24 protein-coding genes are annotated in these 22,871 nt (G+C 39.7%); 6 read left to right on the top strand and 18 right to left on the bottom strand.

Going from position 1 to position 22,871, the window contains the following annotated elements:
- Nucleotides 1-197 precede the first annotated feature (197 nt).
- Together tkt and FFM66_RS04840 are read right to left on the bottom strand one after the other, a co-directional pair.
- Nucleotides 198-2,192: a transketolase gene (gene tkt / locus FFM66_RS04845; RefSeq protein ID WP_137605172.1), complete on the bottom strand. Its 1,995-nt coding sequence runs from the start codon at nt 2,190-2,192 to the stop codon at nt 198-200.
- 81 nt (nt 2,193-2,273) lie between these two features.
- Nucleotides 2,274-2,516: a DUF896 family protein gene (locus tag FFM66_RS04840; RefSeq protein ID WP_048605198.1), complete on the bottom strand. Its 243-nt coding sequence runs from the start codon at nt 2,514-2,516 to the stop codon at nt 2,274-2,276.
- Nucleotides 2,517-2,644: 128 nt separating this feature from the next.
- Between FFM66_RS04840 and lexA the strand changes: the two genes are divergently transcribed.
- Together lexA and FFM66_RS04830 are read left to right on the top strand one after the other, a co-directional pair.
- Nucleotides 2,645-3,274, top strand: a complete 630-nt coding sequence (gene lexA, locus FFM66_RS04835; protein WP_137605171.1) for a transcriptional repressor LexA — start codon at nt 2,645-2,647, stop codon at nt 3,272-3,274.
- A gap of 121 nt (nt 3,275-3,395) precedes the next feature.
- Complete coding sequence (locus FFM66_RS04830; protein ID WP_048605196.1) at nt 3,396-3,611, top strand: hypothetical protein; 216 nt, start codon at nt 3,396-3,398, stop codon at nt 3,609-3,611.
- Nucleotides 3,612-3,685: 74 nt separating this feature from the next.
- Here FFM66_RS04830 and FFM66_RS04825 read toward each other — a convergent pair whose 3' ends face one another.
- The 9 genes from FFM66_RS04825 to FFM66_RS04785 all read right to left on the bottom strand — a co-directional run bounded on the left by FFM66_RS04825 (nt 3,686) and on the right by FFM66_RS04785 (nt 13,006).
- Nucleotides 3,686-4,198: an adenine phosphoribosyltransferase gene (locus tag FFM66_RS04825; RefSeq protein ID WP_048605195.1), complete on the bottom strand. Its 513-nt coding sequence runs from the start codon at nt 4,196-4,198 to the stop codon at nt 3,686-3,688.
- A 12-nt stretch (nt 4,199-4,210) separates the two neighbouring features.
- Complete coding sequence (recJ, locus tag FFM66_RS04820) at nt 4,211-6,511, bottom strand: single-stranded-DNA-specific exonuclease RecJ (RefSeq protein ID WP_137605170.1); 2,301 nt, start codon at nt 6,509-6,511, stop codon at nt 4,211-4,213.
- A 224-nt stretch (nt 6,512-6,735) separates the two neighbouring features.
- Nucleotides 6,736-7,101, bottom strand: coding sequence for a LapA family protein (locus FFM66_RS04815; protein WP_048605193.1), 366 nt, complete (start codon nt 7,099-7,101; stop codon nt 6,736-6,738).
- A 9-nt stretch (nt 7,102-7,110) separates the two neighbouring features.
- Nucleotides 7,111-7,896, bottom strand: a complete 786-nt coding sequence (locus FFM66_RS04810) for an SDR family NAD(P)-dependent oxidoreductase (protein ID WP_137605169.1) — start codon at nt 7,894-7,896, stop codon at nt 7,111-7,113.
- 15 nt (nt 7,897-7,911) lie between these two features.
- Complete coding sequence (gene rnz / locus FFM66_RS04805; RefSeq protein WP_137605168.1) at nt 7,912-8,844, bottom strand: ribonuclease Z; 933 nt, start codon at nt 8,842-8,844, stop codon at nt 7,912-7,914.
- 89 nt (nt 8,845-8,933) lie between these two features.
- Nucleotides 8,934-9,518 carry a DUF1269 domain-containing protein gene (locus tag FFM66_RS04800; protein WP_137605167.1) on the bottom strand — a complete coding sequence of 195 codons (585 nt, stop codon included), beginning with the start codon at nt 9,516-9,518 and terminating at the stop codon, nt 8,934-8,936.
- 145 nt (nt 9,519-9,663) lie between these two features.
- Nucleotides 9,664-10,977 carry a GTPase ObgE gene (gene obgE, locus FFM66_RS04795; RefSeq protein WP_137605166.1) on the bottom strand — a complete coding sequence of 438 codons (1,314 nt, stop codon included), beginning with the start codon at nt 10,975-10,977 and terminating at the stop codon, nt 9,664-9,666.
- Nucleotides 10,978-11,142: 165 nt separating this feature from the next.
- Nucleotides 11,143-12,483 carry a DUF4179 domain-containing protein gene (locus FFM66_RS04790; RefSeq protein ID WP_137605165.1) on the bottom strand — a complete coding sequence of 447 codons (1,341 nt, stop codon included), beginning with the start codon at nt 12,481-12,483 and terminating at the stop codon, nt 11,143-11,145.
- On the bottom strand, nt 12,476-13,006 hold the full coding sequence (locus FFM66_RS04785) for a sigma-70 family RNA polymerase sigma factor (RefSeq protein WP_048605352.1): 531 nt from the start codon (nt 13,004-13,006) through the stop codon (nt 12,476-12,478). The genes FFM66_RS04790 and FFM66_RS04785 overlap by 8 nt, the downstream gene beginning before the upstream one ends.
- A 207-nt stretch (nt 13,007-13,213) precedes the next feature.
- Between FFM66_RS04785 and gap the strand changes: the two genes are divergently transcribed.
- Nucleotides 13,214-14,224 (top strand): type I glyceraldehyde-3-phosphate dehydrogenase, encoded by a 1,011-nt coding sequence (gene gap / locus FFM66_RS04780; protein WP_048605187.1) that lies wholly within the window; start codon nt 13,214-13,216, stop codon nt 14,222-14,224.
- 64 nt (nt 14,225-14,288) lie between these two features.
- On the opposite strand, the gene FFM66_RS04775 is transcribed toward gap, so the two are convergent.
- Complete coding sequence (locus FFM66_RS04775; RefSeq protein WP_137605164.1) at nt 14,289-15,380, bottom strand: DUF871 domain-containing protein; 1,092 nt, start codon at nt 15,378-15,380, stop codon at nt 14,289-14,291.
- Nucleotides 15,381-15,548: 168 nt separating this feature from the next.
- On the opposite strand from FFM66_RS04775, the gene FFM66_RS04770 reads away from it, so the two are divergent.
- Entirely contained in the window at nt 15,549-16,289 is a 741-nt protein-coding gene (locus FFM66_RS04770) for a peptidylprolyl isomerase (RefSeq protein ID WP_048605185.1), read from the top strand.
- 57 nt (nt 16,290-16,346) lie between these two features.
- Here FFM66_RS04770 and fabZ read toward each other — a convergent pair whose 3' ends face one another.
- Nucleotides 16,347-16,787: a 3-hydroxyacyl-ACP dehydratase FabZ gene (fabZ, locus tag FFM66_RS04765; protein ID WP_048605184.1), complete on the bottom strand. Its 441-nt coding sequence runs from the start codon at nt 16,785-16,787 to the stop codon at nt 16,347-16,349.
- A gap of 290 nt (nt 16,788-17,077) precedes the next feature.
- Between fabZ and fabI the strand changes: the two genes are divergently transcribed.
- Both fabI and FFM66_RS04755 read left to right on the top strand, forming a co-directional pair.
- Complete coding sequence (fabI, locus tag FFM66_RS04760) at nt 17,078-17,833, top strand: enoyl-ACP reductase FabI (protein WP_048605182.1); 756 nt, start codon at nt 17,078-17,080, stop codon at nt 17,831-17,833.
- A gap of 105 nt (nt 17,834-17,938) precedes the next feature.
- Nucleotides 17,939-18,853, top strand: coding sequence for a mechanosensitive ion channel family protein (locus FFM66_RS04755; protein ID WP_137605163.1), 915 nt, complete (start codon nt 17,939-17,941; stop codon nt 18,851-18,853).
- A gap of 76 nt (nt 18,854-18,929) precedes the next feature.
- Here the strand turns inward: FFM66_RS04755 and FFM66_RS04750 are convergent, their stop codons facing one another.
- The 5 genes from FFM66_RS04750 to racE form a co-directional block, all read right to left on the bottom strand.
- Complete coding sequence (locus tag FFM66_RS04750; RefSeq protein WP_137605162.1) at nt 18,930-19,427, bottom strand: NUDIX hydrolase; 498 nt, start codon at nt 19,425-19,427, stop codon at nt 18,930-18,932.
- A gap of 70 nt (nt 19,428-19,497) precedes the next feature.
- Nucleotides 19,498-19,995: a cyclic-di-AMP-binding protein CbpB gene (gene cbpB / locus FFM66_RS04745; protein WP_137605161.1), complete on the bottom strand. Its 498-nt coding sequence runs from the start codon at nt 19,993-19,995 to the stop codon at nt 19,498-19,500.
- A gap of 112 nt (nt 19,996-20,107) precedes the next feature.
- On the bottom strand, nt 20,108-20,620 hold the full coding sequence (locus FFM66_RS04740; RefSeq protein WP_137605160.1) for a metallophosphoesterase: 513 nt from the start codon (nt 20,618-20,620) through the stop codon (nt 20,108-20,110).
- A gap of 1 nt (nt 20,621) precedes the next feature.
- Nucleotides 20,622-21,962: a ribonuclease PH gene (gene rph, locus FFM66_RS04735; RefSeq protein ID WP_137605159.1), complete on the bottom strand. Its 1,341-nt coding sequence runs from the start codon at nt 21,960-21,962 to the stop codon at nt 20,622-20,624.
- Complete coding sequence (racE, locus tag FFM66_RS04730) at nt 21,962-22,768, bottom strand: glutamate racemase (protein WP_137605158.1); 807 nt, start codon at nt 22,766-22,768, stop codon at nt 21,962-21,964. The genes rph and racE overlap by 1 nt, the downstream gene beginning before the upstream one ends.
- Nucleotides 22,769-22,871 lie beyond the last annotated feature (103 nt).

The raw sequence follows: 22,871 nt of genomic DNA, 5'->3' as shown, positions 1-22,871 counted from the left end.
CTTTAAAAAAACTTTCCCATTTCTTAACTTTTTCATTATACGACTTTTTCGATAAAACGACAAACAAAATAATTGCTGTAATATTTATTTAATAAAACTAACCTCATCGAAATAATTTTAAGAAACGAAAGAAAAAACTTTTAAAAACACGATAAAAAAACTCCGGGAAACCGGAGTTTTTCGTAGATATTTTGGCTCTATAATGAATTGTAGGTAGCAACCACATTTTCCGTAGTGAAACCAAATTCAGTCAAAATCTTGTTCCCTGGAGCGGATGCACCAAAATGATCAATAGCGATGATTTTCCCATCAAAGCCAACATATTTTTCCCAGCCAAATGGTGCAGCTGCTTCAATCGCTACCCGATTCGTTACTGCTTTTGGTAAGACAGATTCTTTGTAGCTGTCTGTTTGTGCGTCAAACAATTCAAAACTTGGCAAAGAAACAACAGAAACATCTTTTCCTTGTTTTGCCAATTCTTCTTGTGCCGCAACTGCTAAAGCAACTTCAGAACCAGTTGCGATTAGAATTCCTTCAGGCTTTTCACCCTTTTGAGGAGACAACACGTAACCGCCTTTTGCGACATTCTCATCTGCTGTTTTTGCTGTTCCTGGTAAGACTGGCAGATTTTGTCGGCTTAAAACAAGAATCGTTGGTACGTCAGTTGAGGTCATCGCAATTTTCCATGCTGCACGGGTTTCGTTCCCATCTGCTGGACGAATAACTTGCACATTAGGCATGCAACGAACGCTGGCTAATTGTTCGATTGGTTCGTGAGTTGGTCCATCTTCTCCTACTGCAACTGAATCATGTGTCAGAACGTAAGTTACCGGTACTTTTTGCAAAGCTGCTAAACGGATTGCAGGACGCAGATAATCTGTAAATACGAAGAAAGTTCCTCCATAAACCCGCGTGCCCCCATGTAATTGAATCCCATTCATGGCTGACGCCATTGCAAATTCACGAACGCCAAACCAAATATTGCGGCCTTCATATTGTCCTGGTTCAAAATCTTTTTCCGCTGCAACCATTGTATTGTTGGAAGCAGATAGATCTGCGGAACCGCCCCATAAACTTGGTACAGCTTGGGAAAGGGCTTGAATCATTTCTTTGCTTGATACACGACTCGCTTGACTTGTTCCTTCTTCATAAACAGGCAATCCTTCTGCCCAGTTTTCAGGAAGCTCACCAGCAAAGGCTTGTTTAAATTGTGCAGCTAATTCTGGATACGCTTTTTCATATGCAGCAAATTGTTGGTTCCACTCTGCTTCTGCTTTTGCACCACGCACTTCAATTGTTTCTTTGAAGCGATCAGCTGCTTCTTCAGGAACAGTGAAATCTGGGTATTCCCAACCATAAACCGCCTTAGCAGCCTTGATGCCATCTTCACCGATTGGTGCGCCATGTACAGAAGAAGTTCCTTCTTTTGGTGCACCATAACCAATCACCGTTTTAACTTCAATCAATGTTGGTTTATCTGTTTCTGCTTTCGCTTCTTCGATAGCTTTAGAAATTGCTTCTAAATCATTGCCGTCTTTCACTAAAAGATGTTGCCAACCATAGGCTTCAAATCGTTGACCAACATTTTCAGTGAATGCTTTTGACGTAGGACCATCAAGAGAAATATCATTCGAATCGTATAAAACGATTAATTTCCCTAATTTCATGTGTCCAGCCATGGAACTTGCTTCTTGAGAAACGCCTTCCATCAAGTCTCCATCTCCACAAAGAGCAAAAGTGTAATGGTCCATGATAGCAAATTTATCACGATTATAGGTCGCAGCTAAATGAGATTCCGCCATTGCCATACCAACTGACATAGCAATTCCTTGACCTAAAGGCCCTGTTGTTGCTTCCACACCGTCTGTATGGTTGACTTCTGGATGTCCGGGTGTTTTACTGTCCCATTGACGGAATCCCTTCAAATCATCAATCGTTACGTTGTAGCCTGCACAATGGAGTAAGCTATAGAGCAATGCAGAACCATGCCCTGCTGACAATACAAAACGATCCCGGTCTACCCAATTTCTAGATGTTTTTGGATTAATTTTTAAATGTTTGGTCCAAAGAGCGTACGCCATTGGTGCTGCTCCCATCGGTAACCCCGGATGTCCAGAATTCGCTTTTTGGACGGCTTCAATACTCAACGTCCGCAGGGTATTGACTCCTAACTCATCAACTTTATCAAACAATTTTATTTCCTCCCATTTAGGTTTTTTTTACCTTTATTGATACTCTCATTGTAAAGGATTACACATCAAATTGCAATTCCTTTATGAACGATCATGCAGACCATTCTTTTTTTGAATTTCTTTTAATTTTTCCGGTGTAACATCATTACCTTCGGGATCGATTACTTTCATCCCCTCAATATGATGCCGCATACCCGAACGAAATGACTCTAAATATTCTTCTCTTAAAAGAATTTGTTCCTTCTCTTCTTCAGCTGTCAGCACACCTGTTTTCTTTTTTCGTGCCAACACATTGATACGCGCTAATTTTTCTTTAGACAGCACTGGATTACCTCCTTTTTTACTCTCTTATCTTATAAAAAATCAGTCAAAAACACAACCACAATAAAAGCGAACGTTTGTTTGATTTATTGGTATGGCTATGGTACACTAAATTTAGAAAATGAAAGAGGGTGCATGATGTGGCGAAACGCACAGAAAGTCGACAAATTGAAGTGTTAAAATTCATTCATGCCCGTGTAACTGAAAAAGGCTATCCCCCAACCGTTCGCGAAATTGGCGAAGCTGTCAACCTGTCCTCGACCTCAACAGTGCACGGACATTTATCTAGATTAGAAAAAAAAGGGTTGATTCTGCGAGATCCAACAAAACCTCGCGCAATTGAGCTTACTCCCTTAGGTTTAGAAAAAATCGGCGTTCAGCCTGATACTATTCCCCTTTTAGGCGTTGTTACCGCCGGTGAACCAATTTTAGCAGTAGAAGAAGCTTCAGACTTTTTTCCACTGCCACCTAATCTTGCCAATGATTCCGGCAGCTTGTTCATGCTGACGATTCGCGGTGAAAGTATGATGAATATCGGCATACTTGATGGTGACCAGGTAATTGTACGCAAACAAGCCATTGCAAACAATGGAGACGTCGTAATCGCTATGACAGATGAAAATGAAGCGACCTGTAAACGATTTTTCAAAGAAAAAGACCACATTCGTCTTCAACCGGAAAATGATTTTATGGAACCAATCATTTTACCAAATGTAACAATTTTAGGCTTAGTCGTCGGCTTGTACCGTTCTCTAATATAATCACTGAAGAAATCTTCAAGGTAATTATGAAGATTTCTATTTTTTTCTTTACAAACCGAACAAACATTCGTATAATAAAGACACAAACATTTGTTCGTATTATTAAACGAGGTGAGAGAAAATGAAAGGTATTCGAAATATTGCTTTGATTATCTTAGGTTTACTGATGGGATTTGTTGCTAACAATTTTGGGATTGAAATGACACTGTTAGTTTTTGCCCCTTTGTTCTTATTATGGTTCACCTTCTGGGATGATAAAAAATTCCGTCAATCTGAACGTCAACGCCACTACCACTATTCTACACACAATAATTCTGAATTTTATCATTATGAATAAATCTGTTTCAGCACACTCGATTAGGTGTGCTGATTTCAAAAAAAGGCGAGAATCCGCAAAGATTCTCGTCTTTTTTAATATTCCATTAAGGTCAACATATCGTACCCAGTGATTTTATCTCGTCCGTGAAGCTCCATCAATTCGATCAAAAAGGCACAGCCAACAACAACGCCGCCTAATTTTTCTACTAAATCAATTGTTGCTTTGATTGTTCCGCCGGTCGCCAACAAATCATCACAAATCAATACCCGTTGCCCTGGCAGAATGGCATCTTCATGAAGAGTCAGTGTATCCGTACCATATTCAAGATCATAAGACACTTCAATCGTCTTACGAGGCAGCTTGCCTTTTTTGCGGACTGGAGCAAATCCAACACCCAATTCGTATGCTACCGGACAGCCAACGATAAATCCGCGTGCTTCTGGACCTACCACCATGTCGATTCTTTTTTCTTTTGCATAGTCCACGATTTGTTTTGTCGCTTCCCGATATGCATCCCCATTTGCCATTAAGGGAGAAATATCCCGAAAGATAATTCCTTTTGATGGGTAATCAGGGATACTTGCAATATAATCTTTTAAATCCATTCGCGTTTCCTCCTACGCTGTCAGCCAAGCCTTCAATGTTGTTAAATCACTCAGCAGCAGAAATTCTTCTGTTTTTATTTTTTTCAATCGTTTCTGATACACCTTGCTTATCGCAAGATCTTTTTTCTCTGGGGTCATCGTTTTTTTCAAAACGCCGTCGTTTATTGTAACAAATTCTAAATCAAAAAACACCTGAATCATGAAAATTAATAATTTTTCGGGGATTTTTAAATAATCTGCTACTGCCGGCAACTTATAACGTACATCTACTTGTTCCTGTGTATTGATAAATTTAAAAAGTCGAGCATATTGTTCTCGCGTTCCAATACCGTCAAGATAGGCTTCATCTTGAGCGGAACAGATAAAGAGAACGCGTTTGATTTCACTAAGCTGTATGATTTCTTTGATAGTGTCCGCATCGGTCGGACAATCAATGATGACTAACTGTTGATATTCGATACCACGAATTTTGAGCTGAAAATCTGTTAGCTCTGTGAAATGATATTTTTCTCCACTGAGATAAGAATTTAATGGTTCGGGAATTTTTTTACCAAAATGGATACATAATGATTTTGTGGTATCACTTAGTTGATGCTGTGTTTTTTTCGCCCGGTAATCAAATAATTGCAACCCGTTACTGGCAAAATCTTCTAACATCAACTGAGGCTTGCGGTTGCCGTTCCATTGATTGATCGACAACTGCCCTACAGCATCGAATGTTTCTTGAAACTCTTGAATTTGTTTTCCAAAACCGAAACCGATAACATCTAAACCCGGCTGTTCATCAAAGGTCAACGTCATTTTCAGATGATCACCGGCTGTCCCAATTGCTTTTTTATTTTGAGCGTGTACATCTTGAAATAAAAATCGCGGAATGGGGTTATCTGTTCCAAAAGGTGCCAAGCGATTCAAGGTATCGATAAATTTGAGAGAGACATCAGCTAATGTCAGTCGATCATCAATTATCAGAGAACTTCCCTTCGAAAGATCAATTTCTTTTTGCCGAATGTATTGATTGATTTTTTCTTGCAAAGGAGCAAGGTTCTCCGATGCCAAAGTCAAACCGACAGCGGCGTGGTGACCGCCAAAATTAACAAACATTTCCCGCATGCCATCCAGCATCTGAAATAAATTCAAGGCATCACTGCTGCGACCTGATCCTTTGGCTTGTCCATTCTCTTTGATGGTTAGAATAATTGTTGGTCGTCCGGTTTTTTTAAGTATTTTCCCTGCGACAATTCCTAATACCCCTTCATGCCAACCAGAATGGGCAATTACATGGACCTCATTTTGAGAATCAACCAACTGTAACGCTTCTTGCGTAATAGTTTCTACAAGTCCTTTTCGTTGTTCGTTAATGTCGTCAAGATTTTTTGCGAGCTGCTTAGCTTCATCCTCATCAAAGGTCGAAAGCAGTTGTACTGCCGGATTGGCATCTCCTAAACGACCAATCGCATTTAATCGGGGACCAATTGAAAAACCAACCGTGGTTTCAGTTATTTCTGAAGATTTTACTCCACTGACTGTCAACAATTCTCGTAAACCAAGCCGCTCGGACTCTTTCATTGCTTGTAAACCTAAAGAAACCAACGCACGATTTTCATCTGTCAAGGATACCATGTCAGCAATCGTTCCAATTGCTGCTAAATCCAAAAATTCCAGTGGTACTTCATCCAGTAATGCCGTTGCAACTTTAAAGGCCACTCCAACACCGGCTAAATCTTTGAAAGGATACGCACCTTTAGGATGACGTGGATGAATGATTGCAAAAGCGTTTGGCAGCTCTTGAGGCAATTCGTGATGGTCTGTGACAATTACATCTACATTTTGCGAATTGGCATAAGCAATCGCCTCATGTCCAGAAACCCCGTTATCAACTGTAACAATCAGCTGCACACCGGCGTCAATCTGTTGCTGATACACTGCTAAATTTGGACCATAGCCATCTGTAAAGCGATTCGGCAAATAGTAGGCTACATCAGCGCCCAAGAGCTCCAATGTTTCCTTCATAATCGTTGTACTAGTGATGCCATCCGCATCATAGTCCCCATAAACTAAAATTCGTTCCCCGTTGACGATTGCATCTTGAATCCGTTCTACAGCCTTTTCCATTTCATAAAGTAAAAAAGGATCATAAAGGTCCTGAATAGATGGCTGTAAAAATCCTGCTAATTTTTCGGGGGTCTGAATTCCTCGATTCCACAATATATCACCAATCAAGGGACTTAAATCATACTTATCTAATTCTTCTTTAAACGCTGTCGAAACCTCTTGCTCAACAGGCAAATTCCATTGATAGTTTGAGTTTCTCACGTAATCACTCCCAACCAAATAATTATAGCAAAGCTTTTCTTAAATGAAAAGAAGACAGATATCTTTTCCTTCTTTATAATAAATTGAATACTCAAAAAAGAGGTTGAAAACAAAAAAACGAACAATAGTGAATTCTTCGCTCCAATCCGTACTCGTCCTAAAAGTCCGACGTTTTGGAACTTCTTCTATCTATTGTTCGAATTATTTTCTTATAATCTATTTGTTTATTCCTCAGGCTCATCAATCGCTTTTTCAGGAACTGCTTCTGTAGCATCCATTTGCTGATTTTGCCAGATTCGCTTTTCTTTTGCTACTTCTGCCTGTACTTTTTCTTGAAAATTTTCTTGGTAATCCGTTAATTGTTTGCTTAATTCTTTGATGGTTTTTCGTTGTTGCCATAGCGTACTGGTGGAAGTAAGAAAAAGAATTATCGCACCTAAAATCGTCGAACCAAGAATCACCAAAATTAACGGTGCCTCGATTTTTCCAAAGCCAAAATTAATTGCCACCGGCATTGTATTAAATACGGCAAACAAAACAACGATCAAAACCAAAATAAAGCCTAAAATTGCCCGCCATTGATTTTTCATCTATTTCCCTCACTTTTGGTTAAAAATCCCGCCTGCTAAATAATCACCAATGGTCGGGAACAACGTATAAAATCGAGCTGCCACTTCCATAATGCGGGGCCGATTGATTTCTCGTACTGGTCTTTCCATGCTACGGACAATTGTTGCCGCTAATTTTTGCGGATCTAAAACAAAGGCATCGACCGTCGCAAGATAATCCCCTGAAGGATCTGCTTTGTCAAAAAATTCAGTCCGAATTGGTCCAGGATTAACAGTTGTTACATGAATATTAGAAGGTTTCAACTCCAGACGCAAAGCGTTAGAGAATCCCAACACTGCATATTTCGTTGCTGAATAAACTGCGGATTTGGGCGTTGCCATTTTTCCAGCCATCGAGGCGATATTGATAATATGCCCCTTCTTTTCTTTCAACATTTCTAAAAGGATCTTTTGTGTCAAAAACATCATCCCTAACACATTGACTTCGAACATATTTCTTGCCTGTTCTAGATCAAAATCGGCAAAGTTATCAAAAAAACCAAAGCCAGCGTTATTAACCAAGACATCTACTGTTCCGATTTCAGCAACTTTTTCTAAAAAGCTCTCGATACTTTCAGGATTGCTGACATCAAGCTGAAAAGCATAGGCGGGTTTCCCGCTTAATTCGCTACAGTTGTCTTTGACTTTACCAATCAAATTGATTCGACGGGCGCAGGTGATTACAATAGCGCCTTTTCTTGCTGCTTCATAACAAATTTGTTCTCCTAGTCCGGCAGAGCTGCCGGTAACTAAAACGATTTTATCTTCTAAATCCATTGTATCGCTCCTTCCTTATTTCTCACAAAAAGGAATTTCAATCACATCAAAATCCTTCACAATTTTTGTATTTGGAAAAATTTCCTGTGCTTCAGCTTCTAAGCCCAACACATCTTTGCCTAAATAACGCGCACTGATATGGGTCAACAACAACTGCTTGACTTGTGCATTCTTTGCTACTTCCGCTGCTTGATGCGTTGTAGAATGAAAATAGGCCTTTGCCATCTGTGCTTCATTTTTATTAAAGGTGCTTTCGTGAACCAGCACATCTGCATTTTGTGCAAGTGCCACTGCATTTTGCGTTTTTCGGGTATCTCCTAAAATCGTTACGATTCGCCCTTTTTTCGCAGTTCCAACGAAATCCTTGCCACTGATTTTTCGTCCATCAGGTAAAGCCACAGTCATGCCTTTTTTTAATTGTCCATAAATTGGTCCTGGTGCAATTCCTAGCTCTTGCAACGCAGCAACCTGTAATTCACCATCATGGTCAGCTTCAACGATTCGAAAACCATAGCTGGTAATTCCATGCTCTAATTTGTGGCAATAGACCTGAAATTGCTGGTCTTTGAAAAGTAGACCTTCATTTTCAATCTCAATATATTTTATTGGGTAGCTCAAACGAGTTTGGGAAGTTTTCAACGCAGTTTGGATAAAATTTTTAACGCCTTTAGGTCCATAAATTTCAAGGGCTTCATTGCCCCCTTGAAATGAACGGCTACTGATCAGTCCCGGTAATCCAAAGATATGATCCCCATGAAGATGGGTGATAAAAATTTTTTCGATTTTTCTTGGGCGAATATTCGTCCGCAAAATTTGCATTTGCGTTCCTTCACCACAGTCAAAAAGCCAAACGGCATTCCGTTCGTCTAAAAGTTTAAAAGCAATACTGCTGACATTTCGATGCTTTGCCGGAACACCGGCGCCAGTTCCTAAAAATTCTAGTTCCATTTTTTTCCATCTTTCTACTAATTCACTTGATGTTTAGGTGAATATTCTCACCACTAGGGACTAGTATATCATTTTCAGTTCTCTTTTTCTTACTTTTTATTTGAGTTGATTTCGGCTGTAGCTGAATTTTCTTCATGCTTTGACTGCCAATCTTTCTTGGCATTTTCCTGCGTATTTTTTTCAACTTCCCGGGCTTTTCTGACCTCTTCTTCCACATCTTCTAATTCCAAGCGCGTGATGCCGCCGCCTAATTCGTTAATGATCACCTGATTGATGGGACGATTGTCTTCTTCGTCTGCAATCAAAATCAGCCCTGTTTGTCCTTCGCTGATTTGATTGATAACAAATTCAAAAACATTTTGGGCATCTTTGATTTCTTTAGCATCTTGAGTGGCTCCAATCATACTCCCTCCAAACCAGCCAAGAAGAACGCCCAACGGTCCGCCAAGAATCCCCACCAACATGCCGATCAGTCCGCCTTTGGAAGTTTTATTGCTACCTGTAAAATCTAGAAAATCATCGATAGAAAATTTATGATCCCCTACCGAATGAGTGACAACAGCCATTTGTTCCCCTTTGACAGCTCCTTGAGCCGCCAATTTCTTAATTTCAGAAAATGCTTGATAAGCTTGGGATGTTACTTCAAAGTTCATAACAATTACTCTTTTTGTCATATTCTCAGTCCTCCGTTATTTTATTCTCTTAAATTTTACCAGTAATTTGCAAGAATGGGAAAAGAAAGCACTTAAAAAACCAGTTCATGATTGCTCATAAACTGGTTTTCGCTATTTTAACTCATCCACTCTTTTTGCAAATTGCTTATTCAACAAATTCAAATTCAAAATTACCAATCCGAACGATATCGCCATCTTTTGCTCCACGGGCACGTAAGGCTTCGTCCACACCTAATCCTCGCAATTGACGGGCAAAGCGCATCACCGTCTCATCATGGTCGAAATTCGTCATCTGGAATAGTTTTTCGATTTTCTCGCCAGAAAGCGTCCATGAAGCATCAGGTTCACGATCGATTTCAAATTCAGGACCTTCTGCAGTAAAACCGTAATGTACTGCATCTTCTTCCAGTTCTTCTTCATAAAGAGGAAACTCTGGCGTTACTTCTAATAAATCAGCCGTAGCATTTAGTAAAGCATTGATTCCTTTGCGGGTCACACTGGAGATTGGAAAAATTGGCAGATCATCTGCATATTCATCGGTTTTTTCTTTTGCAATCTGTTTCTTAAACTTCTTCAGATTTTCTTCAGATTCCGGCATATCCATTTTATTTGCTACGATAATTTGCGGACGTTCCATCAAACGCAAATTATGTGAAGCTAATTCTTTGTTGATTGCCAGATAGTCTTCGTAGGGATCTCGACCTTCCATGCCACTCATATCGATTACATGCAAAATAACACGTGTCCGTTCGATGTGCCGCAAAAATTGAGTCCCTAATCCTACACCTTGAGACGCTCCTTCAATCAATCCTGGTAAATCAGCTACGGCATAACTCCGTCCATCAGAAGAAGTTACCATACCAAGGTTTGGCACCAAGGTAGTAAAATGATAGGCATCGATTTTAGGACGGGCAGATGAAATAACTGATAATAAGGTAGATTTTCCAACAGAAGGGAATCCAACCAAACCAACATCCGCCAAAACTTTTAACTCTAATTCAAGTTTTCGTTCTTGTCCGGGTTCACCATTTTCTGCTAATTCAGGTGCAGGATTTTTGGGTGAAGCAAACCGGGTATTTCCTCGGCCGCCTCGACCACCTTTTGCGATGACTAATGTCTGACCCTCATCAACCAAATCACCCAGTAATGCACCAGTTTCAGCATCACGAACTGTTGTACCAGGTGGCACCTTAACAAAGGTATCTTCTGCTCCTCTACCGTGCATTCCTTTACTCATACCGTTTTCGCCAGATAATGCTTTAAAATGACGATTGTAACGAAAATCCATCAACGTCCGTAAGCCTTCGTCAACGACTAAAATAATATCGCCGCCGTGCCCGCCATCCCCACCGGCCGGTCCGCCGTCTGGAACATATTTCTCTCTTCTAAATGCCACCATGCCGTCACCGCCTTTTCCGGCTTTTACGTCAATGGTCACTTGATCTAAAAACATGGACATTTTCTTGTCCTCCTCACTTCAATTCCTATTTATTATAGCGGAAAACAACCGCTATCGTCTACTTATTGTTTTTCAGAAACAATTTCGCATGCGCCGATTCAATGTACCATAGAATCAACGAATTGACTAGGAAAGTTGGAAGAACTTTAGGAAGTTTTTCTCTTTTTATTGATAAAAAATGACAGATGCTTTTACTGTCTGAGTTTCTGTGATTCCTTCATCAAACTTCACGCTAAAATATAATTCATTCAAGGCGGCAGTGGTTAGTTGCTCTTTCTCAGTTAAATCAAACGTATTTTGATAGATTCCTTTTTCCCCATCAATCACTTTCACCTGACTACTTGTTTGACTAGCATTATCAGATGCATCAGTATTATTATCCGAAATAGCATGATAGTCTTTCGTTGAGATACGTAGACAATACCCAAGGTTATGGACAAACGCTGATTTTTTTGGTGCATGTTTTACTTGATAGGTAATGACTGCCTTGCCATTTTCTACTTTGCTGTTGAGCAACTGGAAGCTCAAAAGATCAAAGGAAGACGTTAAGAGTGTTTGTTTATCTTCCAGGGAGATTAATTTTGAGTACTCATTTTGTTCATATACAGCTTCAAATGTATACTTGGTATTCTTTTTCGGAAGTTCCTTTAACTGTAAACGTTGATTTCCATTATCAAGGAGTTGGCTGTTTTTAGAAAATAAAAGATCATTTCCCTCCTCATCGAGGATTTTCATTCCTTCAATCGTCGCATCAGTTTTTGACTGATTGATTTGAACATCCAATGTGCTGATTTTTTCAGACGGGTTAAGTGAAACAAGTTGATACTTGAGTCCATCAACCCCAAAATCGAGCGTTTTATCTACGTCAATTTTTTCCCCTTTTGATTGTTTCAGAGGAATAGAGAAAGTCCACGGCCCTTTAACACCATTAATGGTTGTAATCTCTAATAAAAATGTGGAAGCATCGGGAATTTGCTCTGAGGACAATCTTTGATGGATTTGAAACTTATACCCATTCTTTATTTCTTCAAACGCTGTTCCTTCACTTACTGCTATTTTTTGTTCGGCGATTTCCAAAGAAAGTTCATTTTCCTTATTTAAATTGGGAATATCTCCCGTAACGGTTCCAGTAAATGAGAGAATATCCCCCTCATAATACGCATCATTCACTGTGACGTTTATGCCATTTTTTGTTTCAGTCAGATTTAAGGCCTGTGTTTTCCCCTCCTCTAGCATCATCTCACCAAGAGAGTCTCCATTTCGCGCATAAAAATGACCAATCCACGGAAGTTGAGCGAACGCGCGTCCAATAGTGGGGTTGATGAAACCACTGGCAAAAAAGAGTGTGAGTGCTGCAACTAAGCCAATTGATAAGCGGATTTGACCGCGTTTCCTCTTGCTATAAAATGGACTTCGTTTTGTTCCACTATGAATCGCATCGATTACTTTTTGACGTGGTACTGGAATTTGTTCGATCATTTCTTTTATTATCTTTTTTTCATTCATAATAATTTCCTCCTAAAAACTGTTGAAGTTGTTGACGACCACGAGCCAGATAGGTTTTCACGGTTCCTTCTGGTATTTTTAATAAGCGGCTGATCTCTTTAATAGAAAAATCCTGATAATAAAATAATTGCAACACTTCTCGATAATTTTGATTGATTTTTTTCATTGCTTCCGTAAGATCCATGCTTGTTTCGGACGAACCACTGAAATCTTCAATGGGTACCGCAACCTCTTCAAGCGGTATTTGCTGAGTATTTCCACGTTTGGTCAAAATTTTCCCGGAAGTGCGAATCAGAATTCTGGTAAACCATGTATAAAAATATTCGGGTTGTACCAACTTGCGTATAGTTCGCATTCCCTGGAAAGTCGCTTCCTGAACGGCATCCAGAGCATCTTCTTGTGAGTGTAGATAAAGAAATGCTGTTCGATAAATATAGTCATATTCTTGAATCAACAATTCCTCGTAAGCAGTTTTGTTTCCTTTAACCGCTAACTTTGCTAATTCTAATTGTTTTTCTGTCATTTTCGGCACTGCATTATCCCTCCTTTACACCCCATTAGTGTCCAATAGCCGTTGAAAAGTTTCAATTATTTTTTGCTTTCTTTTTTTCTCACAAAAGACGAATTCTTTGACAAAAAAGCTGGTTGCAGTCATGATATTAATAGAATAAAGCCTTTTCAAAATGGAAGGTTTTATAAAAAATAAATCATGCACCAGGGAGGAAATTTTATGACAGTAAAAGTTGGTATTAACGGTTTCGGACGAATTGGACGTCTTGCCTTTCGTCGAATCAAAGAAGTTTCAGATGATATTGAAGTTGTTGCAATCAATGATTTAACAAGTCCAGTGATGTTAGCTCAGCTCCTACAGTTTGATTCAACTCACGGAACCTATCCAGGAACTGTTACGGCAACAGATAATTCGATTGTGGTCGATGGTGAAGAAACCCGTGTCTATGCCGAACCTGATGCAAGTAAGATCCCTTGGGCAAAAGATAATGGCGTCGATATCGTATTGGAATGTACTGGTTTCTATACATCGAAAGAAAAAGCACAGGCCCATTTAGATGCCGGAGTAAAACGCGTGGTTATTTCAGCTCCTGCCGGACAAATGAAGACGATCGTTTACAATGTCAACGATGATACCTTGACCTCAGATGATACCATTATCTCAGCAGGTTCTTGTACCACAAACTGTCTGGCACCGATGGCTTATTTCTTAAATAATGAATTTGGTATTGAAGTTGGAACAATGACAACGGTTCATGCTTATACATCAACCCAAATGTTGTTGGATGGTCCTGTTCGTGGAGGAAATTTACGGGCGGCTCGTTCAGCTGCGGATAATACCATTCCTCATTCTACTGGTGCAGCTAAAGCAATTGGTTTAGTTATTCCAGAATTGAACGGAAAACTGCAAGGACATGCACAACGGGTTCCTGTTGTTGATGGTTCCTTGACGGAGCTCGTTTCAATTTTGAAAACTAAGGTGACTGCAGAGGAAGTAAACGAAGCAATCAAGAAACATACGGTGGACAATCCTTCCTTTGGTTACGATGATCGTCAAATCGTTTCTACTGATGTTATTGGAACGACAGAAGGTTCAATCTTTGATCCAACTCAAACAGAAGTAACTTCAGCCGGAGATTTCCAATTGGTCAAAACGGTTGCTTGGTACGACAATGAATATGGCTTCACTTGCCAAATGATTCGTTTGTTGGAAAAATTCGCTAATCTTTAATTTTTAATCCAAATATCGACAAAAAACTCGCTTGCAGTCGGATCTGACTTGCAAGCGAGTTTTTTTATTTGTTTTCAATCAGTTTAAAGTTAGACCAAGGTTTAATGAAATTCAGCAAAAATAATTCGTCATCGGCAATTCGTCCGACAACGTTTACGCGACCGTCATTTTTCATGTCCTTCAACGCAATTTGTGTTTCCCCTTTGTATTGACCAAATTCTACATTATCAATCAACACATCGCCACGAGTCATATCTTTTGTGTTATGAGGCGGAAATTCTTTGTCTTTGTAATATACCCGAGTCATTGTTGAACGTAGGATATATTCGGAACGATCCCCACGGTAGCTGTGTAGGTTGTCGAACAAACAAATCCGTTCATTTTCTAAAATATCTTCTGCCACATCGACTTTCAATGTTGGGTATGGTGAAGTGAAGGCTTCTGCCATCGCTTGTAATTCTCGTTCTGACGCGTAGGCATTTCCAATCGTGATATCATCGATCAAGCCGGTCAGCATTAAATGTTTTACTTGAGTTGCGATTTCTAGTTCTCGATGGTCTTCCAAAGAACAAAGGCCGTCTTGTGTTGGCCATGGTCCAAAGGTTGCGTCATGAGAGTTGACAAACGCCATAGTGTTCAAATTATATTTACGGAATTTTTCTGAGCAATAAACAAAATGATCATAGCTCAAGCCAGAATAACGATGAGGATAAAAATTATGTGAACCCAGTAAATGATTCGTATTTGGTGAGTAGCTCATGATGTTATCTACATAATTTGTTCCGCTGCTCATATTGATCTCGATTTTGATGCCATAAGGATTTCGAGTCATCCGAGCTTCTTCTGCTCCAGTAAACCCAACGTCCAATCGTACCCCGTCAGCACCGAGATCTTTAAAGAAGGATAAATCGTCATAGGAAATATCTAATTGTTCAAACAAAGCTGGATTAATATCCACCATGACTTCCATATCCAAGCTGTTTGCGTAATCAACTACACGTTTAAATTCAGCTAATACTTTTTCTTTGTCGTCTTTGATTTGCAAAAGACTGGTAAATACCCGTTTAAATCCATATTTATGCGCTAGCTCTAAATATGTTTTGTCCTTTTCAAACGTTGAACGTTCTGGATAAATCGAAATACCTAATTTTCCCATTGTGTTTCCTCCTAGTATTTACTGCTTTTTTTGAATGCACTTTCATTATATCATTCTGCTTTAATTTGGTCTACACCTTTCCTTTTACTGATTTTTTTTAGAAAGACTAGTCAGTCTTTTAGATATTTGTTATCCTTATCTAGAATACAAATGAGAAAGGAAAAACAAATGAAAACAAAAAAATGGCTTATTTTTGGTTCGATCGCAGCAACTTTTTTCTTAGGCGCCTGTGGCAATCAACAAACAACAAGCAGTAGTTCAGAACAAACAACGGAATCCTCCGTTGACTTAAGTAAAGTAGAACTTCCACAACTAAGTACAGAAGTGGCAGAAAATGAAGATTTGATTGAAATGGTCACGACTGACGGTTCAATCAAAATCAAACTTTTTCCAGAACAAGCACCAAAAGCCGTTGAAAATTTTGTAACTCATGCCAAAGATGGTTACTATGATGGGTTGACTTTCCACCGAGTGGTTGAAGATTTTATGATTCAAGGCGGTGATCCAAAAGGCGACGGTTCTGGTGGCGAAAGTATTTGGGGCGAAGGATTCGGGCCTGAGATTTCCAACCAGTTATACAATATTCGTGGCGCTCTATCCATGGCACAGTCAAGCCAACCTAACAGCATCGGAAGTCAATTTTTTATCGTCCAAAACCATGACGATATGTCCGGTAATTTAGCAAAACAATTTACGCCGGAGAAAATTATCGAAACATATAAAGAAGGCGGTGCACCAAGTCTAGACGGTCAATACACCGTATTTGGTCAAGTCATCGAAGGAATGGACGTCGTTGATAAAATTGCCAAAGCTGAAACTACCGGCGAAGCAAATAGTCAGGGAGAAGATTCCACTCCAAAAAACCCGGTTAAAATCGAATCCATCAAAATTCTGCAAGAAGCAAAATAAATTTTCAACAGATACAAAAAAGAACTTTTCGCCAGTAAAAAAGCGAAAAGTTCTTTTTTATTTCTGATCACCGACAATAAATGTAAACTCACATTCAGCAGCCTTTTCTCCTTCTACTGTTGCTATTGCCTGTGCTGTGCCAACGCTTCCTTTGATTTTCGTAATTTCAAACATTAATTTCAGAACATCCCCCGGTGTCACTTTTCGTCGGAATTTTGCTTTGTTGATTCCACCGATGTAAGCCGTTCTGCCTAGAAATTCTTCCGTTTTTAAAATAAGAATGGACCCTGCCTGCGCCAATGTTTCTAAAATCAAGGCACCTGGCATCACAGGATTTCCAGGAAAATGACCTTGGAAAAAATCTTCATTCATCGTAACATTTTTCGTTGCAATGATTTTTTTTCCAGGCTCCAGTTCGTCCACATAGTCAATATAAAAAATCGGATAGCGATTCGGAATCAATTCCATTACTTCAACTTCTGTTAAGGCTTTTTTCATTGGTCGTCTCCTTACAATTTTAAAAGTTAATTACTTTGATAATCAAAGTAACATATTCAAATAAATATGGCAAATTAGTATTTAATTAGAAAAAATTAGTTTGACAATCAAACCATATTAGCTAATAATAAAGCAAGGTTAAAAACCAGAGAATCATTTTAAACAATACTATCCGTCGTAAAATTTACTACAGATAGGAATAAGGATGCCAGTTCTACTTTCTCCAAAACGTCTAGTGGAATGGTATACGGTATGAAAATTTAATACAAACATGAATAAGGAGTGGAAACATGAGTTTTTTAAGTGGAAAAAAAATTGTCGTAATGGGTGTGGCAAATAAACGCAGCATCGCCTGGGGTTGTGCCCAAGCACTTCGCCAACAAGGAGCTGAAGTAATCTATACGTATCAAAATGAACGGATGAAAAAACCGTTACAAAAACTGATTGATGCCAACGATTTTGTTGTGGAATGTGATGTTGCCAGTGATGAAAGTATCCAACAGGCATTTGAAACAATCAAAGAGTATGCGGGAGAAATTCATGGTGTGGTCCATGCAGTAGCTTATGCCAACAAAGATGATTTGTCTGGAGAAGTGACAGCAATTTCTCGCGATGGCTATCAGTTGGCACAAGATATCAGTGCCTATTCTCTGATTGCGGTCACCCGCTATGCCCAACCGATTTTGGCAGAAAACAGCGGTATTGTCACCCTTTCCTATCTTGGTGCACAGCGAGCTGTGCCAAATTACAACATGATGGGGATTGCTAAAGCAGCGTTAGAAGCCTCTGTTCGCTATTTAGCCGCAGAATTATCTCCTAAAGGAATTCGCGTCAACGGAGTTTCCGCCGGTGCTATCAAGACTTTGGCCGTGACTGGTGTGAAAGATTATCAAAAACTAATCCAATTATCAGAGGATCGTACACCAGATCATGTGGGTGTTACCATTGAAGAAGTTGGCAATGCTTGTGCCTTTTTAATCAGCCCACTGTCCAGTGGAATTATCGGTGAAGTGATTTTTGTCGATAAAGGGGTCCACCTTTCTTAATTTTTAATTGCTAGAAATTCCTAAAGTCTGCCTTTTCAAGGTAGGCTTTTTTTGCGAAAATTGTTACAATAGACCTAACTTTGTATGCTAGGGAGAGATTTTTTTATGTTTTTAGCTGTTGCTGAAACAACGGATTCAACAGGTTCAAAATTAACCGAACCTGCTGCAGAACAACTTAATGCACTGCAACGCTGGTGGAACAATATTGATTGGGAAGCAATCGTTGGTATTTTGATCCAAAAAGGATTGACACTACTTCTATTATTGATTCTTTTTGGGCTGCTGTTTCGGCTAGGTGATTTTTTAGTCGACCGCAGTTACCATTCCTATAAAAAACGAAACAATATGAACGAAAGTCGGGTCCACACGTTACATACTTTGATCCAAAACGTCGTACACTACACACTGGGCTTCTTTTTTATCTACTCTTTGCTATCGACGATCGGTATCCCAGTCGGCTCCTTGTTAGCCGGTGCCGGGATTGCTGGTTTGGCAATTGGTCTTGGTGCACAGGGATTTATGAATGATATCATCACCGGTTTTTTCATTATCATGGAACAACAAATTGATGTTGGTGATTACATTCGATTGGCAAATCTTTCCATTGAAGGAACCGTGACTTCGGTAGGAATTCGAACATTACAGATGAAATCGTTAGACGGAACTGTTCACTTTGTTCCCAACCGTAATATTACCACCATTAGTAATACTTCCCGCGCCAATATGCAGGTAGTTGTTGATGTCCGTATTTTGCCTAGTGAAGGCATTGCTCAGATTCGTGGTATTATTGAGACAACCAACCAAAAAATACGAGAAGCACATGAAGGTGACATTCAAACTCCACCAACAATTTTCGGACTGGTTGATTTGGGTAACAGTAATTATGCGATACGTACAACGATGTACGTATTAAACGGTAAGCAAGCTTCTATCAAGGAAGACTTTTTGGCGGCTTCAGTAGACGCTTTGACTGAGGCTGGTTTTACGATTCCCAATGATCCAATAGCTGGTTTGGCGTAAAAAAACTTCTGTATAAAATGGAAAATCTGAAGAATAACCTTTTTGATAGGTATCCTTCAGATTTTTTATTTATAATTTAAAATTGTGGTTTTTCTTGTACTTGCCATTTATCTAGATAAATTTCTGAAAAAGGATTTTTCTTTTTTAAACAATACTCTTTTGCTAACCACACAATTGGTGAAGCATTTTCGTTGGTAATCAAGGACAAAGGAACCCACGCAGCTCCCAAGGAATCCTGTCCCATAAAATCAGTAACTTCCTGTTGAACATCACCAATATATTCTGAAACTTGATAAAACACACAGATATGCCGGTTCATGGTTGCATTTTGATAGTGCCAAGGCAAAATAATACTGCTTGTTCCTAATTGCTGCCACTTCGTCGCTATTATTCCAGTTTCTTCTTTTATTTCTCGTTGCAGCGTTGCTGATAAACTTTCCCCTGTTTCTAAACTTCCTCCCGGTAAATCATACCGATTCGTATAGGGTCCGCCTTTCTTCTTAATTAAAAGAAGTCTGTTTTTTTCAAAAATTACGCCATATACTCCGAATGCATCATGAAAAATCTTCTCCATATTCCCCCCGTTTACCTAGTTTTTTCCATATAAAAACGCTCAACTATTTAAACAGTTGAACGTTTTTCTCTCAAATAACCTTTAAGCCTTCTGATTCTTTGGCTACTTTCGGTACTAATTCATATCTGCGCTCGATTTCATGCGCCAAATGATTAACCGATTTTAAAATTTCTTTTCGCGTAATGATTCCCACAAAACGATTTTCATCATCCACCATCGGTAGAAAAGAATTATCTACCAACAAGTGCAAAATGTCTTCTAGTGGACTATCTTCCCTTATACAAGTCACATTTACTTCCATAACATCTGCTACTGTCATACCCGAGAGATTATCGGTATCGATTTTGGTCAAATCAATCATCTTACCCACGATATCATTCAAACCGATCAAGCCAACAAAGTGATCTTCTTTATCCAAAACGGGAATTTTTGAATAACCGACTTTTGACAAAACCAATAACGCATGGTCTAAAGGATTTGCATACATTAAGTTTGCGACATTATCTGCAGGGACTACAAACGTATCTTGTTTTTCCAGCAACAACTCTTTTACCGTTTGCCCTATCATCAAGTTGCCTCCATTTCTGCTTCTAGCTACCTCTTCATTGTACCTAAAAAAACAAAAGAAAGCAGATGAATCGCTTTCTTTTTATAAAAAATTAGACAATTTTTATTTACTTTCAACGAGCAAATTCAAACGCCAGCTCCTTGACTGGTTGATGACTTCGATCATAGTATTGAATTTGATACCCCTTTTCCTCACTGGTAATAATAGCATAGCTGTGAACCTGAATGGATCCTCGAGGTTGAGAAATGCTGCCGGGATTAAGATACAAGCGATGCTGTACCAACTCGCAGCCGATTTGATGTGTGTGCCCGAACAAAACGATGTTCGCATCTGCTTGCTGTGCTTCCAATGAAATCTGCGTCAAACCAAAACGAACATTAGATAAATGTCCATGGGTCATGTAAATGCGATCCAAGGGCGTTTGTACCAATTGGCGATCCAAAAATCCAGCATCAAAATCGCAATTCCCCCCAACTACAGTGTAGGTTTCAAACAGAGGGTCTGCACTGCTCAGCTCAGAATCCCCACAGTGAAAAAAATAATCGACAGAATCTTGATTTTTTTCTAAAATATCAACTAAAATCTCCCGATCACTATGACTATCACTCACGACTAAATACTTCACACTATCCGTCTCCTTCCAACCAATCCAGCCAGACAGCTTGCAATTTTTGCAATGCCTGTCCTCGGTGACTAAGCTTGTTCTTTTCTGCCGCAGGTAATTCTGCCGCATGCTTTTCCAGTCCATCAACGATAAAAAGCGGATCATAGCCAAAGCCATTTTCTCCTCGAGGGATTCGAGCAATTCGTCCCGGCCATTCGGCTTCAACCACTAAGCTTTCTTTGTTGGGCGCAGCAAAAACCAAGGTGCAGTGAAATTGTGCGGTACGTTTCTCATCCGGCACACCGGTTAATTCATGTAATAATTTTGCGTTGTTTGCCGCATCGCTTTTTCGTTCACCGGCAAACCGAGCAGAATAAATTCCCGGCATCCCATGTAACGCATCCACCTTCAAACCTGAATCATCAGCTAAAACTGGCCGTTTTAAAATCTGGGCAATCGTTTCTGCCTTTAGACGGGCATTTTCTTCAAAGGTTTTTCCAGTTTCAGCAACATCAGGTAATTCAGGAAAATCAAGCAAAGTTTTCACTTGATACCCTGATGCGCCAAAAAGGGCATGAAATTCTTTGGCTTTTCCGGGATTTCTCGTGGCAATAACAATTGTTTGATCATCTGTTGACGCTACCTCTTCTAGTAATGCTTCTTTTTGAAAAGCAATTAATGACTCGATGGCTGTTTTGCCAAAAAAGAGCATACTATTTAATTGTTCTCCGTCGAAGGTCGCTTCTTCTCCAGTTCCCTGAATCTCAACAAAACGTCCGGACTCGGTCATTACCAGATTCATATCAACGAGTGCTGAAAAATCTTCTTCATAATCCAGATCCGTTACAATTTCCCCGTCTGGTAAAATCCCCACGCTGATTGCTGCCAAATGTTCCTTAATGGGATCTTCCGTCAAAATATTTTTTTGCAATAGTTGGTTGACCGCCAAACGCAAAGCAACAAACGCACCAGTGATACTGGCAGTTCGCGTGCCGCCATCTGCCTGCAGGACATCACAATCAACAACGATACTGCGCTCGCCTAATTTTTTCAAATCAACAACAGCCCGCAAGGAACGACCAATCAGTCGTTGAATTTCCATTGTTCTACCGGAAATTTTTCCCTTGCTGCTTTCTCGACGATTTCGACTAGCCGTAGCACGAGGTAGCATGCTATATTCTGCTGTAACCCATCCGGTGTGGCTATCTCGTAAAAAAGGCGGAACGGACTGTTCAACCGTTGCGGAACAAATCACCTTTGTATCACCAAAAGAAATAACAACCGACCCTTCTGGATATTTGTAGACATTTGTTTCAATGGTGATTTTACGGATATCTTGAATGCTACGACCATCATGACGCATTAATGTGCTCCTCCTAATTCGATATGTTGTGCTTCGACATTGATTTCTAGCCAGTCATTGGCAATTTCATCAAACATTTTTGTCGAGCCTGTGGTGTAAAAGGTGCGTTGCGGCGGCTTATTAGACGCTGCTGCAATGCCAAAATAATCCAACAGCATGCTGACTTCCCCAACAGTTTCTGCCCCCGAATCAATCAAATGCACATTGCCCACCACATTTTGAATAAGTGGACGCAACAACGGATAATGGGTACACCCCAGCACCAAAGTATCAATTTTTTTATTTTTTAGCGGTAGTAAGGTTTCTGCAACAATTTTTTTTGCAACAGAAGACTGATACTCATTGCTTTCAACGATAGGAACAAATTTTGGACACGCCAGACTAAAGACTTTGCTGCTTGGTGTTTTAGCACGGATCGCCCGTTCATAGGAACCGCTTCTGATCGTTCCTTGGGTACCAATCACTCCGATTCGTTGATTTTTGGTGAATTTAACTGCCGCTCGTGAACCGGGTAAGATAACCCCGACTACTGGAATCGGCAACTGATCTTTAATTTCTTCTAAAGCAACTGCTGTAGCTGTATTGCAGGCAATCACTAACAATTTGATTTTCTTTTCCAGCAGAAAATTAGTCATCTGCCATGTAAATTCAACAACTTGCTCTGCAGGACGTGGCCCATATGGACAACGAGCGGTATCGCCAAGATAAACGATCGATTCATTCGGCAATTGTTTCAGTGCTTCTTTAACAACCGTTAAACCTCCAACACCGGAATCGATAAAGCCGATAGGTTGTTCATTTGACATATATTTTTCTTCCTTTACTCAGGGATCTTTTTTATCAGTCCAATGTCCCTATTTTCTCCTTTTTTTTGTTTTTTTTCAAGTCTAGCTTTTAATTCTGTGTCAG

It is taken from the genome of Enterococcus songbeiensis, from assembly GCF_005405265.1.
In the GTDB taxonomy this organism is placed as follows: Bacteria; Bacillota; Bacilli; order Lactobacillales; family Enterococcaceae; genus Enterococcus_C; species Enterococcus_C songbeiensis.
The sequence above is the reverse complement of the archived record's forward strand: the minus strand, read 5'-3'. Positions and strand labels throughout refer to the sequence as shown.

Bases quoted from the DNA above. Each gene is read 5' to 3' on its own strand.
- FFM66_RS04810 (WP_137605169.1), bottom strand. From the start codon at position 7,896: ATGGATTTAGAAGATAAAATCGTTTTAGTTACCGGCAGCTCTGCCGGA.
- rph (WP_137605159.1), bottom strand. From the start codon at position 21,962: ATGCGTCATGATGGTCGTAGCATTCAAGATATCCGTAAAATCACCATT.
- FFM66_RS04830 (WP_048605196.1), top strand. From the start codon at position 3,396: ATGAAAGGTATTCGAAATATTGCTTTGATTATCTTAGGTTTACTGATG.
- FFM66_RS04775 (WP_137605164.1), bottom strand. From the start codon at position 15,380: ATGGGAAAATTAGGTATTTCGATTTATCCAGAACGTTCAACGTTTGAA.
- cbpB (WP_137605161.1), bottom strand. From the start codon at position 19,995: ATGATAGGGCAAACGGTAAAAGAGTTGTTGCTGGAAAAACAAGATACG.
- fabZ (WP_048605184.1), bottom strand. From the start codon at position 16,787: ATGAAAAAAGCCTTAACAGAAGTTGAAGTAATGGAATTGATTCCGAAT.
- FFM66_RS04800 (WP_137605167.1), bottom strand. From the start codon at position 9,518: ATGACAAAAAGAGTAATTGTTATGAACTTTGAAGTAACATCCCAAGCT.
- rnz (WP_137605168.1), bottom strand. From the start codon at position 8,844: ATGGAACTAGAATTTTTAGGAACTGGCGCCGGTGTTCCGGCAAAGCAT.
- FFM66_RS04785 (WP_048605352.1), bottom strand. From the start codon at position 13,006: ATGACAGAAAAACAATTAGAATTAGCAAAGTTAGCGGTTAAAGGAAAC.
- FFM66_RS04815 (WP_048605193.1), bottom strand. From the start codon at position 7,101: ATGAAAAATCAATGGCGGGCAATTTTAGGCTTTATTTTGGTTTTGATC.
- FFM66_RS04790 (WP_137605165.1), bottom strand. From the start codon at position 12,483: ATGAATGAAAAAAAGATAATAAAAGAAATGATCGAACAAATTCCAGTA.
- FFM66_RS04825 (WP_048605195.1), bottom strand. From the start codon at position 4,198: ATGGATTTAAAAGATTATATTGCAAGTATCCCTGATTACCCATCAAAA.
- gap (WP_048605187.1), top strand. From the start codon at position 13,214: ATGACAGTAAAAGTTGGTATTAACGGTTTCGGACGAATTGGACGTCTT.
- FFM66_RS04750 (WP_137605162.1), bottom strand. From the start codon at position 19,427: ATGGAGAAGATTTTTCATGATGCATTCGGAGTATATGGCGTAATTTTT.
- FFM66_RS04755 (WP_137605163.1), top strand. From the start codon at position 17,939: ATGTTTTTAGCTGTTGCTGAAACAACGGATTCAACAGGTTCAAAATTA.
- racE (WP_137605158.1), bottom strand. From the start codon at position 22,768: ATGTCAAATGAACAACCTATCGGCTTTATCGATTCCGGTGTTGGAGGT.
- obgE (WP_137605166.1), bottom strand. From the start codon at position 10,977: ATGTCCATGTTTTTAGATCAAGTGACCATTGACGTAAAAGCCGGAAAA.
- fabI (WP_048605182.1), top strand. From the start codon at position 17,078: ATGAGTTTTTTAAGTGGAAAAAAAATTGTCGTAATGGGTGTGGCAAAT.
- FFM66_RS04770 (WP_048605185.1), top strand. From the start codon at position 15,549: ATGAAAACAAAAAAATGGCTTATTTTTGGTTCGATCGCAGCAACTTTT.